The sequence below is a fragment of the Methylobacterium terricola genome (assembly GCF_006151805.1).
Lineage (GTDB): Bacteria > Pseudomonadota > Alphaproteobacteria > Rhizobiales > Beijerinckiaceae > Methylobacterium > Methylobacterium terricola.
Window position 1 is genome coordinate 15,880 of the sequence record NZ_VDDA01000044.1, and the last position, 13,897, is coordinate 29,776.

General features: G+C 53.6%; 8 protein-coding genes, 4 pseudogenes and 1 other annotated feature. Of the genes and pseudogenes, 6 read left to right on the forward strand and 6 right to left on the reverse strand.

The window, feature by feature from the left end:
• Positions 1–72: 72 nt before the first annotated feature.
• Positions 73–1,608 (reverse strand): ISL3 family transposase, encoded by a 1,536-nt coding sequence (locus FF100_RS33905; RefSeq protein WP_139040429.1) that lies wholly within the window; start codon positions 1,606–1,608, stop codon positions 73–75.
• Positions 1,609–1,756: 148 nt separating this feature from the next.
• Here FF100_RS33905 and FF100_RS33910 point away from each other — a divergent pair.
• Positions 1,757–2,931 (forward strand): annotated as a pseudogene (locus FF100_RS33910) (IS3 family transposase).
• Positions 1,984–2,100, forward strand: a sequence feature (AL1L pseudoknot). (Overlaps the previous pseudogene by 117 nt.)
• 67 nt (positions 2,932–2,998) lie before the next feature.
• Here the strand turns inward: FF100_RS33910 and FF100_RS33915 are convergent.
• Positions 2,999–3,358, reverse strand: a pseudogene (locus FF100_RS33915) (transposase family protein); the annotation flags it as partial.
• Positions 3,359–4,035: 677 nt separating this feature from the next.
• Between FF100_RS33915 and FF100_RS33920 the strand changes: the two are divergent.
• The 4 genes and pseudogenes from FF100_RS33920 to FF100_RS33935 form a co-directional block, all read left to right on the forward strand.
• On the forward strand, positions 4,036–6,174 hold the full coding sequence (locus FF100_RS33920) for a glycosyltransferase (RefSeq protein ID WP_139040418.1): 2,139 nt from the start codon (positions 4,036–4,038) through the stop codon (positions 6,172–6,174).
• 87 nt (positions 6,175–6,261) lie between these two features.
• A complete protein-coding gene (locus tag FF100_RS33925; protein WP_139040419.1) occupies positions 6,262–6,993 on the forward strand; it encodes a DUF268 domain-containing protein in 732 nt (243 codons plus the stop codon).
• Positions 6,939–7,883 carry a hypothetical protein gene (locus FF100_RS33930; RefSeq protein WP_139040420.1) on the forward strand — a complete coding sequence of 315 codons (945 nt, stop codon included), beginning with the start codon at positions 6,939–6,941 and terminating at the stop codon, positions 7,881–7,883. The genes FF100_RS33925 and FF100_RS33930 overlap by 55 nt, the downstream gene beginning before the upstream one ends.
• A 148-nt stretch (positions 7,884–8,031) precedes the next feature.
• Positions 8,032–8,710: pseudogene (locus FF100_RS33935) on the forward strand (IS5 family transposase); the annotation flags it as partial.
• A gap of 15 nt (positions 8,711–8,725) precedes the next feature.
• On the opposite strand, the gene FF100_RS33940 reads toward FF100_RS33935, so the two are convergent.
• Positions 8,726–10,426 carry an IS1182 family transposase gene (locus FF100_RS33940; protein ID WP_139040421.1) on the reverse strand — a complete coding sequence of 567 codons (1,701 nt, stop codon included), beginning with the start codon at positions 10,424–10,426 and terminating at the stop codon, positions 8,726–8,728.
• A gap of 357 nt (positions 10,427–10,783) precedes the next feature.
• Between FF100_RS33940 and FF100_RS33945 the strand changes: the two genes are divergently transcribed.
• The gene (locus FF100_RS33945) at positions 10,784–11,518 is read left to right on the forward strand and encodes a hypothetical protein (protein WP_139040422.1); all 735 of its coding nucleotides are present in this window, start codon (positions 10,784–10,786) and stop codon (positions 11,516–11,518) included.
• A gap of 206 nt (positions 11,519–11,724) precedes the next feature.
• Here FF100_RS33945 and FF100_RS33950 read toward each other — a convergent pair.
• From FF100_RS33950 to FF100_RS33960, 3 genes and pseudogenes are all read right to left on the reverse strand, one after another.
• Positions 11,725–12,096: pseudogene (locus FF100_RS33950) on the reverse strand (integrase core domain-containing protein); the annotation flags it as partial.
• A 171-nt stretch (positions 12,097–12,267) separates the two neighbouring features.
• Positions 12,268–12,660 (reverse strand): DUF5615 family PIN-like protein, encoded by a 393-nt coding sequence (locus FF100_RS33955; protein ID WP_139040424.1) that lies wholly within the window; start codon positions 12,658–12,660, stop codon positions 12,268–12,270.
• A complete protein-coding gene (locus FF100_RS33960) occupies positions 12,650–13,528 on the reverse strand; it encodes a DUF433 domain-containing protein (protein WP_139040425.1) in 879 nt (292 codons plus the stop codon). The genes FF100_RS33955 and FF100_RS33960 overlap by 11 nt, the downstream gene beginning before the upstream one ends.
• Between the last annotated feature and the right edge of the window lie 369 nt (positions 13,529–13,897).

Genomic DNA, 13,897 nt, shown 5'->3' on the forward strand with positions numbered 1-13,897 from the left:
GCGTGGAATAAGGGTTCATCCGCACTTTCGGTGCTGACGGGTGCTTGTCCAGCTAAACTCTGGGATCTCGGCTCACGCGGCATGCAGCACTCGCTGGCGGAGCAGGTCGAACTTGGCTCGACCATACATGCTGCGCTTGATTAGCTTGAGGCGGTTGACCTGCCCTTCAACGTGGCCGTTGCTCCAGGGCTCGGCGATCGCCGCGCGCACGGCCTCCTCATCCTGCCGAAGCCCGGTGACGAAGCCACCGAGTTCGCTGGCGGCAGCAGCCTCCAGCCAAGGTGTCAGTCCGGCGGTATCGTCTTGGTGCAGGAGATCGGCGAAGGCGCGTACATCCTCGGCCGCCCGCTTCAAGCGCGGAGCCGCATTGCAGAGTGCCTGGGTGAAGGCACGATCCTCGGGCGACAGCACAGCTGGATCGTCCGTCAGCCACCGGGTGATGCGGCGTGTCGAGGGGATCCGGGCGGAAGGCGGTTGAGCCGGGGCCCCCGACTGCTGCCGTGCGACCCAGCGCCGGACGATGTCGTAGCCGCCCGTGAAGCCCTGCGCGCACAACTCGCGATGGAGAACGGTGGCGCTGCGCTGCCCCTCCTGCCAGCGCGCCTCGACGAAGCAGATGTAACGGTCGAGCCGGCTCGGGCCTGGGGCACGACGGTAGGGCACGAACTGACCAGCCCGGATCCAGTGACGCACGGCGTTGCGCGATGCCCTGAGACGGCGAGCGATCTCCTTGGTCGGTTGACCTTCGCCGTGGAGCCGCAGGGCTGCCTCGCAGCGGTCGCGTCGCCGACTGCTCGTCTCCGGGACGGGCTCGGTCTTTGCTGGATCAGGAGGGAGAGAAGGCTCGGGCATGAAGTGGCTCGCCACGACCCTGATCTCGGACTGGTGACGCTCGACGATGCTGCGCAGTGCCTCGGAGGCATTGACGAGCAGATGCCAGCGATCTGCAACCTGCATCGCCGCCGGAGCGCCTGTGCGCGCAGCCTCGGCGTAGGGTCCGGCGTGGTCACGGCTGACGACGGCGACGCTCGGATGGGCGGCAAGCCAGTCCCGCACCGGTGCTGCGGAGCGACCGGGCAGCAGGTCAATGACGCGCCGCCGTTCCAGGTCGCAGACGATGGTGCCGTAGGACTGACCGCGTCGCCACGCCCAATCATCGATGCCGACCACGCGCGGCGTCGGCGAAGAGGCGATGGCGCGTCGACGGATCAGGCGCAGAACCGTGTCGCCGCTGACCGGCATCGCCAGTCGTCGTAACAAACGAGCACCGGGTTCGCCGCCGAGCACCATGCCGATGTCGGTTTGCGCCTCGGCCAATCGTTCGCTTCGACGCGATTTGCGTGAACCCAGCCCCGCTACAGGTTCGGCGAAGATCCGCCCCGGGCAGTGGCTGCAGCGGAAGCGGCGCACGCGCAGGTGCCACGTCACGGCTCGATCGTGCCAGGGCAGGTCCTTGAGGGTTCGCCAGTACGCGCTGTGAACGCGCGTCGAGGATTGTCCGCAACTCGGACAGGTTGCCTGGGCCGCGGTGGTGTGGGCGGTGATCAGCACCCCGGCCGCGGACAGCGTCAGATCATCGACGTGAAGGCCGTTCGGAACCGATGGCATCGACGGGTTCGAGATTGGCATCGTGCTGCCCTACAGCTGCCATGCGCATCAACGCCCGATCCCCTCCACCAGCACCGAAAGTGCGCATGAACCCCGTTCCGATGCCGTTTGACCGTTTTCCCCTGAGGTGCGCGAGCGCGCGGTGCGGATGGTACGCAACCATGAAGGCGAGCACGGCTCGCAGTGGTCGGCGATGCAGTCGATTGCCGCCAAGATCGGCTGCTCGGGTGAGACGCTGCGGAACTGGGTGCGCCAGTCCGAGCGTGATCAAGGTGTGCGTCCCGGCCAGATGACGGATGAGCGTGAGCGGATCAAGGCGCTCGAACGTGAGAACCGCGAGTTGCGCCAGCCCAACGAGATCCTGCGCAAGGCGTCGGCGTATTTCGCGATGGCGGAGCTCGACCGCTGGTCGCGGCCATGATCAGCTTCATCGACGATCATCGAGAGGTCTACGGGGTCGAGTTGATCTGCAGGGTACTGCCGATCGCGCCGTCAACCTACTACGTGCATGCCGCCCGACGTGTCGATCCGGACAAGCAACCGGTTCGTGCTCGCAGCGACGCCGCGTTGATGATCGAGATCTAACTCGTGTTCGAGGCGAACTTCTGCGTCTACGGCGTGCGGAAGATCTGGAGGCAACTGGCCCGGGAGGGGATCGTGACCACGCGATGCACGGTGGCGCGGCTGATGCGCCGATTGGGCTTGGCGGGGGTGGTGCGTGGCAGGACCGTGCGCACCACGATCCCCGACCCGGCCGCAGCCTGCCCCCTCGACCGCGTCAACCGTCAGTTCAAGGCGCCCCGGCCAAATGCCTTGTGGGTCAGCGACTTCACCTATGTGGCGATGTAGTCGGGCTTCGTCTATGTGGCGTTCGTCATCGATGTGTTTGCTCGGCGCATCGTCGGCTGGCGGGCCTCACGCAGTGCTCATGCAAGCTTCGTTCTGGATGCTCTGGAACAGGCCCTGCACGAGCGTCGTCCCGTCCAGGGCAGCGGGCTGGTGCATCACTCGGACCGCGGCTCGCAATACTTGGCTCTACGGTACACCGAGCGCCTGGCCGGAGCGGGCATCGAGCCGTCGGTCGGCAGCGTCGGCGACTCTTACGACAACGCCTTGGCGGAGACGATCAACGGCCTGTTCAAGGCAGAGGTCATCCACCGACGCGGACCTTGGCGTTCCTTCGAGGTGGTCGAGTACGCCACCCTGGAGTGGGTCGACTGGTACAACCACCGTCGCCTGCTCGCGCCGATCGGCAACGTCCCTCCCGCCGAGGCCGAAGCGCGCTATCATACCCACGTCGGCGACCAAGCCATGGCCGCCTGACCCAAGACAATCAGCCTCCGAAAAACACGGAGCGGTTCAGCTCGCTGCGGGGGCGCGTCGCCCACTCCCCGCCGAGCGCGAGGCCGAGTTGATGCACGATGTTCTCGAGCTGAGCAGTTCGCCGGGCATAGGGGCCGGCAAGATCCGGGCCCAGCCGTTCGGCGAAGATCCTGGTCGGGCAGCCACTCGCGTCAAAGCGGAAGCGGCGGGCGGCGACCTCGATGATGGCCCACATGCCGGCGACGGGCAAGTCCGCCAGGGTTTGCGTGTAGCGGCTGTGGACGCGGGAGGAGGGCTGATCGCAGCCAGGACAGCGGGCCGACGCGGCCATGGGCTGAGCGATGATGGTGATGCAGTCGGTCAGCTCCACGCGATCAACCAGGAGGCCGGGCGGGACAATCACATCGTGGCGCAGGCTGCGAGCCATGGCAGGATCTCCAAGGGCCAAAGCCGAGATCAATCAACCCACATGCACCGAGAGTGCGTCAGACCCCACTACATCGAGGGCTTCTACAATTCCCGCTGGCGGCCCTCGGCCCTCGGTTTTACCAGCCCCGCTCGGTTCGAGAAGGGCAACACGCACCAAACCGGTTTCCACTAAACTGAGGCAAGTCCAAAATCGGCCTGGACAGTGCGAGTTTATTGGTCAAAAAGGGGGCAGCAGGCTCGGAACCGAGGGATAAGGGAAAAGTGGGGACCGAGTGTCATCTCGTTACAGAGGTATGAAGCGTGCCACACAGTTTTTCAGTCTTGAACACCGAGTGCTTGGACTCTTTACTACCAGATTCGGTGCTGCGTCCGACTTTATATCCGCAGTGGTTGGTGCGTGCACATCAGCAACACTCTCTGCCAAACTGCGAATTATTAATGTCTCGACACATCAAGGCTACGTATGTAGAATGCTAGTATAGTCATCATTCATATATTTCATGCAAAAAACCATTATAATTGGATATTTTATATTGTATAATGCACTTCAAAAAATTAGATTTAAATCTCTATGTTTCTACACCGTCTCCAGATAAAAATTTTATTATACATCCTAGCTCAAGATAGAAATATTGAACAGCTTACAAATGTGTGGGCGCATGTCAGGGGAACCAAATGGCAATGTTCATTTCTAGTTCGGTCTTGAAAATCTCAGATGGCGTGCTAAATAAACTTAATATTGGTTTGATTTTTAGTTCTTATTCAGCATCAAATGAACCTACGATAGATGTAATTGACGATTATGGCCATAGATTATTGCATATAAAATTTTACATAGAAGAGGCAAGAGTAGCAATTAATACAGAGTCAAATTTAGGTTGGAGCATAAACGAGACTCAGATTCCAGCACTGCTACACAATGATAAATTAAATATGATAAAAATTTCATATGGTTCTGATGAGGAAGCCTCTTTTCATAGCAAAATTAATATTTACATTAATGATTGCAATCCTGTATATTTGCATGTGCGAGAATCTGCGAAAATAAAAGAAATTAGAAGTGATTTCAAAAACTGTAGAATTGCTGATCTTCAGACATCTAACAGCGATTATTTCTGGAGATTTAGAGCAAAACCATCAGGTTTTGATGCAACACCGGCGTTTGACATGGCAAATCAAGCGCTTGTTCCGGGTTTAACCGCATTAATTCGCGCTCGAAACGAAGAATCAAACATTATTTCCTGCATTGAAACCTTAGCCGATCTAGTAACAGAAGTTGTTCTTGTCGATAATGGAAGCACAGATAGAACAATGATACTAGCTCGTCAGTTACAATTGACTTACAAAAACTTGAGAATATATCATTATCCAATAAAGCCGCCTCGTGTAGGCAATGACCATGCAGATGCTGTAAGATCTGAAAGTACAAACACGTTAGGTAAGTATTATAATTGGTGTCTTAGTCATGTAAGAACTTACAATTTTATCAAATGGGATGCAGACTTCGTTTGTATAAGAAAAAATCTTAAGGATCTGATATCGCAGCACCAATTGTTAACACGCTCGGATCCTTTAACAATTTGGGTTGGCGGAAGTACAATATATACCAATGGAACTAGATTTATGAGGCACAAAGATTCTATGCTTAACGAATTTCGAGTTCATTCAAAACTGTGGGGCGCTAAGTGGGTCGATATTTCAAATTGGGAAGAAATGGATCAAACTTACCTGTATCGTAGCCCGGCAACGAGATACCTCAAGCCTGTTTTTGCTGAATTATATAATTTTCAAACTGAAAGCCTTGCCGAGCGTGGCTCAGTTCAGGCTGATGAAAGAGATAGACTGCGAATGTCAATATTAAATAACATCAATGATCTAAGTGTAAATGATAAAAATTTGGATTTATTACCAGACATTACGCAAAATACGCTTGAGAAACTAGAGATTACAGATAGAGAAATCGATCGATCTGAGTATATGTTAAGGAGATTTAACTCGCTACCGAAAATATCTATGCCTTTTTTAAATGAAATACAAGATGAAACGATCCAGCCTGATAAATTAGCTGTATTGTGCATTACTCACCAAAAAGTATCGGTTAGACAAGATTTAATTAGAAAGACATGGGCGAAAGATTTTTCCAAAATTGGATTACCTGTATTTTTTATTACTGGAGATTACACTCAAGATAAATATAAAATTGACGGAGATAATATTATTGTGCCCGTACGTGATACATACGAATTCCTGCCTGAAAAGGTATATGAAGCATTCGCGGCGGTCAGGGATTTGGGGTTTGAACGTATTTTGAAAGTTGATGATGATTGTGTATTAAATGCATGCACCATTCTTCAACGGCAGTTTCAAGATCATCATTACTGTGGTTCACAGATAATAAAACACACTGATGCCATATATAATTGGCATAAGGGAAAATGCTACAATCGCCAGCTTGAAGATTTTCCTGCACAGCTGAACAATGTACAGAGATGGTTTGGCGGAGGAATGGGATATATGCTCGATAAAGTTGCTATTGATTTTCTGTTAAAAAATAAAAGCGCAATGTGTGGACAGCTTTATGAAGATGTGGCAGTTGGGCGTATAATGCAATCTGGGGGGTTGTCACCCAAGGAGGCATCTGAAGTATTTCAGGTCGTACATTTTAACAAATGTGAGAAATATTTATCTGATGGAAATATATCTGATATCATTTGGGATGTTCCAGCAGACTCTATAGAGGATGTTTACGATATGATCTTAAGACAATCTTGGGCATATCCTGCAGATATCGGCAAAATTATAACTGATTGGTAAGATGCAGAGCGGCCGCTAATATATGTATGTCGATCAGCCCTGCAAAGCTTGATCCATGCAAATTATAGATATCATGGAGAAAGTGTGATGGACAAAATAACATTTGACGCCCATCTTCAAGAACTGCAAAAACAAGAAAAACAGACGCAGAAAAGATTCAAACTTGATCTCGAAGATCAGGTTGCGATCTTAGGCGAAGACGGCCCTATGATGGGCTTTGACAGGCAATATATCTATCATACAGCTTGGGCTGCAAGATGTTTGTCTCGTATCAAGCCAGCTTTTCATGTAGATTTTAGTTCTATTTTATATTTTACTGCCATAATTTCGGCATTCTTTCCTGTTAAGTATTACGATTTTAGGAAATCTTTGCTTTCACTCGACGCAGTTACTACAGGCAGTGTAGATCTTGTTAGTGCCGATAAAATCAAAACGGGAAGTTTGTCGTCCATTTCGTGTATGCATGTAGTTGAACACATCGGTTTGGGACGATACGGGGACCCCATAGATTACGACGGAGATCTGAAAGCCATACGAGAATTACAGCGAATTGTTGCGCCAGGCGGAGATTTTCTTTTTGTTGCGCCTGTTGGAGCCAATGGACTTATTCAATTTAACGCAAATAGAATATACAATTATTACGAAATACGACGGGAATTGACTAAAGGATTTCATCTGATCGAAGAAGCTCTTATTCCGGGTGGCTGGGAGCACGGCCTTGTCTATCAGCCGAGCGAGAGCTTAATCGACAGCCAATTTCACGCATGCGGCTGTTTCTGGCTCAAAAAATATACAAGTTCTACGGAGGAGATGAAATGACCTCTATTATATTTTCGACACACAGGGTTGAGTCGGGCGTCGTCAAGGGTGTCGGTGGTTTCGCGGACCGGCTGAAAGGATTTGCAATTGCTCGGCTAATATCTCATGCTTTAGGGAAAGAATTTCGTGTTGAATGGGATTCCCCCTTTCCTCTGTCCGATAATTTTACGCTGCACGATGGTACTTGGCATACTCCTTTAGATGATAAAACGTCAACAATCACACTTGATTTGATAGACGAGGGTGTCGATGTTTTAAATCAAAAACTTGCTGATCTTTTATCTGGAGAATATAGAGAAAAAAATATTAAAATATATGCAAATATATTATATAAACCTCAATGGGAAGTACTTTTAAGATATTTTCCAAGCTTTTTAGTCAAATACAATGAATTAGATTGCGCGGTGCATGATACTATTAAATCATCATTAGAGTATACTCCTAGGGATACATGTATGGAGTTGCTTGATAAATTCAATGAGTCTATCTCAGCTCATTCGGATGTAATAGCGTTGCAGATCAGGGTGGGTGGTGAGCGCACATGGCGTGACCCGCCTTTGAGTGATCCCAACGATGTTCCCGAAATAGCATCAAAAATTATAGACATGCACGGAAAAATTCCTAGTGCCGTATTTGTAACGGCAGATTCGCGCATTGTAAAACAATCCGCAGCCTCTGCATTGCGCATGCTTGGTGTACAGAATATCATCTATCATGATTTTGAAGAAATTCATATAGAAAGATCTATAAATACAGATCGATTTTTAGTAGACATGACCATACTAGATTTCATTTGCGTGTCAAAATGTAATATTACTTATTTTGGAAGGGGAGATTTTGGCCGTATTGCCGCTGTCTATGGCATGAAACCGTATTACAGTTACTTATAGATATCTGAAATCCCACTCCAGAAGGATTCGGACAGGGCAAGCGCCCGGGGGCCCGTTGCTCCTAGATGGAATAGCAGGGCGCCGCGGCTGTCTAGGGCGTCTCTGCAAGGGGGTTCACATGGTCGGGGTGAGCGCCCATGTGGTCGGGATGCGACGCTTTGAACTGACCGATGCGCAGTGGGAGCAGATCGCCCCACTGCCGCCGCACAAGCCGCGCACCAGCCGGCCTGCGGAGGATCACCATCGGATCCTCAACGCATGCTCTGGATCCTGCGCACAGGCGCGCCCTGGGAGGATCTGCCGGCGCGCTACAGGGCGGTCGGAACCGTGTCGAGCCAGTTCTATCGCTGGCGCAAGGCCGGCGTGTTCGACCGGGTGCTGCAGCGCCTGCAGGCGCTGGCCGATGCCCGCGGCGATCTCGACTGGGACCTGCACTTCGTGGACGCGACGGTAGTGCGCGCCCATCAACACGCCGCCGGTGCGCGCCGGTCCGGCGCCATCGGGGGGTGAGGGCACGGTCGAGGGCGTGGGCGAGGCGCTCGGGCGCAGCCAGGGCGGGTTCTCGACCAAGCTGCATCTGCGTGCCGAGGGCGGGGGCAAGCCGATGGCGGCTGTCCTGACGGCCGGCGAGCGGCACGAGCAGTTTGCGTTGGACGCGCTGATGGACAACGGCGCGGTGCGGCGGCCGTCCCCGCCTGCGTCCGCGCCGGGCGGCGGGAGATCGAGGCTACTCCAGCCCACCCGCCCGTCGCCGGCTCAAGCAGCGGCGGGTCGAGCCGGTGATCCCGACCCGCAAGGACTGGGATTGCCCTGTTTTTGATACTGCTGGCGAATGCAGCGGCTCAGGCCGCTTGGCTGATGAGGCGAGCGAAGGGTGATCGTCGGGTCGACGCGACGGTCTCACCCGCCAGCCAATCGGCGATCCGGCCGATGTTGAGGGCGGCGCCGGTCAGCACATGCTGGAGGTGGACCTTGGCCAGCCCGAGGTAGCGAGCCCGCCGCAGATGCAGGGCCCGCACGCCCAGCGACAGTGTCCCTTCGATGCCCGCCCGCCAGCGGTATTGCTCGGCGAAGGCCTCGTCGGCTTCTCGCGCTCGCGCGGCCTCCAGCGCGGCGTGTTCCTCGCGCCGACGCGGCGTGAGCAACCGACGCGGGGAGCGCGTACAGTTCTGCTTCAGTGCGCAAGGTTTGCAGTCCGAACTGGAGAAGCGGATGCGCATCACCGTGCGACCCAGGTTGTGATCGGGGCTCCAACTCGTCGTGGTGTGACCAGCGGGACAGGTGGCGATCTTCCGATCCCAATCGATCTGGAAGTCCTGAAGCCGGAAGGCTCCCGACTGACGCGACTGCCACTGCGTATCCTGCGGGCTCGGCCCAAGCAGCGTCACGGCGTGATCGCGTGTACTGGCGAGCAACAGGTCGGCATCGACGTAGCCGGCATCGACCAGGTGCGTGTCGGGGAGGAGATCGTGGGCTGCCAGGTCGGCATGGATCGACCCGAGTGCGTCGCGGTCGGCGACCGGGGCCAGTGTGGTCGCCACGTGAGTGATCAGGCGGGGGCGATCCGCGTCGCAGGTCTCGGTAAGGTGGACCTTGTAGCCGATCCACGTCGTCGATCGCTTCTTGGCATAGTGGGTCTCTGGATCGTACGGCGAGGCGATCATCAGCAGTGAGGGTGGAATGCCCTCCGATGACGTTCGCCAGACAACTCGCGTGATCTGCGGGTTTGGATGATCCACGTCGTCTTTCGTGCCGGTCTCGTCATCGACCGAGACGATCTGGAAGTTCTGCAGCCACACCCGGCCGAGCAGGATCACGGCCGGGATCTCGCGGAGCCAGGCCGGTGCGTCGGGCGAGAACACGGCCGCCAGGAGCGCATGTCCGTCGCGGCCGATCTGCTCGGCATGAGCTCGACGGGCCGCCTCGCCTTGCGGGACGTATAGATCGTCGGTGGGCTTGGCGTAACGCTCGTTCCAGCTCTCTTCGGCATGGACACGAAGCCAATCGGGAGCCGCAACGGCGAGCACATTGAGGGTGGCGCGCAAGGTCTCGGTGACGCAGCCGAGGCGGTTGAGGCTGCGCACGGCCCCCAGGACATGCGTGCTGTCGCTGCGCTGACGGCCTCGCGCGACCAGAAGCCGGCGCTCGCGGCACAGGGCCAGGAGCGTGTCGAGCAGGAGGGTCTCGGCGTGGCCGGCCACGAGGCGGGAGCGGAACTCGCTCAGCACCGAGGCGTCGAAGCCCGGGTCGGTGAGGTTGAGGCCCAGGAGGTACTTCCAGTCGATGCGGCCACGAGCCGCCTCGGCCGCGCGGCGGTCCGAGAGGTTCTCGGCGAACTGCAACAAGGTGACGAGCGCCAGTCGCCGGGGTGCCTCGGCCGGGCGGCCACGGCAGGAGAACAACGCCGTGAACTGCGCGTCGGTGAACACGGTGCCAAGTTCATCCCTCAGCCGCATGTAGGCATTGCCTCGCGGGAACGCGGCTCGGGCCACCGCAGCGGTCTGGCTGGGAACCGCGGCGGGCGAGCTTGGATGCAGCGACATGACGAGCCTCCGAGAGCGTCGGATTGCGCTGCCACATCAACGAGCTAACCTCACAGAAGGATTCGCCAGCAGTATCCAATCCGGGGCAATCCCACTCAGCCCTAGAGGCCGGGTCCAGGTTGTTCCCAGCAAGACAGATGGGGACGGCCCGCAGAGGACCTCAAACAGGCTCTCAGAGAGTTCCGCCGCATCACCACACGCTATAACAAGCTCGCCCGCAACGTCGCATCGGCCCTCGCCCTCGCCACTATCATCGCATTCTGGTGCTGCCCGAGTCTCAACCCTAGACATTTGTCAAATTTCTAATTATTGTCGGTATCAGGCGGAAGCCCTCTGAAAGATTGCATGAGGTCATAGATGGCGATTTTTCGAACATTCTTTCATGGAAAGACTTCACCATATGAGATAACATGCCTAAAATCATTTGTCGATTATGGGCATACTGTTGTTTTTTATTCTTACGACAAGCGGTCATGCCCGTCGTTTTGCGAATGGGTCGATGCAGAAAAAATTATTCCTTTATCTTCGATATTCTATTATGAAACTGGCGAGGGCGCCGGAAGTATCGCCGCTTTTGCGGATTGCTTCAGATATCTTGTGTTGTACGAGTCCGGAGATTGGTGGGTAGATACTGATGTTTTATGTTTGAGCTCTTCATGGCCTGACGATCAGATTGTAGCAGGATGGGAGAGTCAAAAATTCATTAATAATGCAATTATGAAGTTTGAACGCGGCAATCCAATTCTAGAAGAAATGAGCGCAATTTGTCTTGAAAAAAAGGGCCAAGCAACATGGGGGGAAAATGGCCCCAGACTTTTAACTTCAACTCTAAAAAAATATTTTGCTATTGACAATATTTTACCACAAAATGCCTTCTACGCTATAGAATATTTAGATGCTACTAATTTTATCGATCCAGATTTCACTGAAGAAATTACTGAAAAGACAAAATGTAGCCTAGCGGCACATCTTTGGAACGAAATGCTGCGACGGGAAGCGATAAACAAGTTCGTTCTGCCTAAAGAAGGCTCTTTTTTCAGGAACATGGCGAAAAAGCATGATACAATATCATATTTTCATGATGCGTCATAAATAATTAATTTATTTGTTGTGTTAAAAAGATAATATTTTTAAATCAATATCGATTATATACAGCGACAGGTCCCGCCGGGCTGTGGTCAGCCCCCATCGGAGTGGTCCGCCCTGAAGTATGGCTCTGAGCCGAAGGAGGACGGACGCGATGGGAACGAAGAAGCACTTATATTGCCCCTTAAAGACCGGACAGGGTCTCCTGGTTTGATCGCGCGATGAGGGTGAAGGTCATTGTAGTGCGCCAGCCAACCGGGAAGCTGGCGCAGCACGCTTTCGGCATCCGGCAAGACTGAGACGCGCACGTAGTCACGCTTCAGGGTCCGCACGAACGCCTCGGCCATGCCATTACTCTGCGGGCTCTCCAGCGGCGTCGTTTTCGGCACCAATCCGAGGTTGCGGGCAAACCGGCGCGTGTCGCGGGCCAAGTAGCAGCTGCCATTGTCGGTCAGCCACTCGATGGGGCTCGGCAACTGGTTGACCGGCCCGAAGCGATGCTCGACGGCCGCCACCATGAGGTCGCGCACATCCTCGCCCGTGATGCCCGCCGTGGTCGCCACGTAGCTCATCGCTTCCCGGTCAAGACCGAGCTTCAGAGTGTGAGCGGAACGGGATGTCAGCTCAGAAAACCGTAGTGGCGAAGCTGACGACATTCATGGCGCAGACGTTCGAGGTGCACCGGAAGCAGCTACAGTCAGCGCGCACAATGTTGACGAGATGACTTGAACTCTCCAAGCTAAATCTAAGATCATCTAATGGTCAACAGGACATGTCTCAACCATTATACGCATATTTTGCGTCACTCTCACGAAGCGGTTCATAAATGGATAAGCCGCCGCTTCATTAAATTGTGCACCCCATTCAATAGCAGTCATGATATAACTGAACTGCTGATCGCGCGTACCGTGGCTTGGTATGCCGATCACGCCAGCATGAACTGGTGTTGATCGTGCAAGCGGTATAAAATCTGAGTAATTGATAGTGACGACTGTCCATCCGTGCTCGCACGCCAAACGCCATATTGCATCATCTTTTGTCTGTCGCAGATTGCGGTGCTGCGCATGCGTCGCTTCAATGCGCATGTCCCAAAATCTTTGCGAAAGGCTCGGAGAAATATTTTCGTCCAAGAAAAGACTAGGGTTCATCGTGGATCTCGGATTTACGACGTGGCCGACCTTTGGCGGGATTGGCTAGATAGAAGAGACGAGCAAAATGAACCATTCTATGGTTCAGATATGGGTAATCCTCTAAGATGTTATCCAACGTCTCGCCCTGTTCAAGCATGCCGCCGACATGACGAACAGACAAACGTGTACCCGTAAAAACAGGCTCTCCGCCAAGTATATCCTTGTTGCTTTCGATTAAAAGCATACCTTCTGCATAAAGATCAACGCGCGGTTTTACATCTGCAATCACTTTAATAAAATCCAAGGTAATATATTTTCCAATATGGATATGTGAAAGTTTTGTACGCATCTCAAAAAGACATACATTATCATTTTCCATATTTTTGTCAAAGAAATTTGATTCATTTATATAATTTGATGAAAATTCTACATCTTGGTTTTTGCATGAATTAACAATATTTCCTAATGTAATTCTGCCATGATGAAAATCGATATGATTTTTTCTAGTATCAAATTTATTACCACATAGAAAAATATATCCTTCCCCTATAGTATGATCTAATTTTTGAATGTTTTTTGATAGTTTAACTAAATTACATCTATTGATATTTGGAGTTGCATACAGAATATCATTACAAATATGTTTGATTAACGCCCCTCGATACCGAGCGGGCAGCGCGTCGCTGCTGTATGCCGCCGCGAATGCAAACGGCTGTTCCCATCCAAATGAGATCCGGCGCGGATCATCGGCAGGCTCTGAGTTAGGCACGATGACCCCACGCTCGATGTCCTTGCGCACCATTGCCGCCGGGATATCAGCCAGGACGGCGGCTTCCAGAAGGGTAAGTCTCTCGTGGTTGGGGGCGTAAGCCGCAGAGGGGGTCATAGGGGCATTACCGCAACATCTCAAAAAGGTTCCCCATATGGGGTGTTTTTATCTAGAGCCGCTCAATCGCGCTGTCGAGGCACCCACACGGCCGATGGCCTGCGCCACAGTCGTCTCGGCTTCGTAGCCTAGAGAGTCCAGTGAGCGGGGCCCTTGCCGATCCGAAGTTTCGCTGTGACAGCCCTCATTCCCAGCCTGCTCTCGGCCAGCAGCATGCACGAGCCATGCGCCCCCAGCCGCGTCCACTGTCCGTCGTCAGATGATTTGAGACAGGCTGCGGGCCTCAGGAACGGAGGCACTGGTCCACCTGGGTTGAGAAGTTAGGCAGCCTGCGCGTGGTGGCGCAAGCGGCGGTCGGTGAGAGTCTGG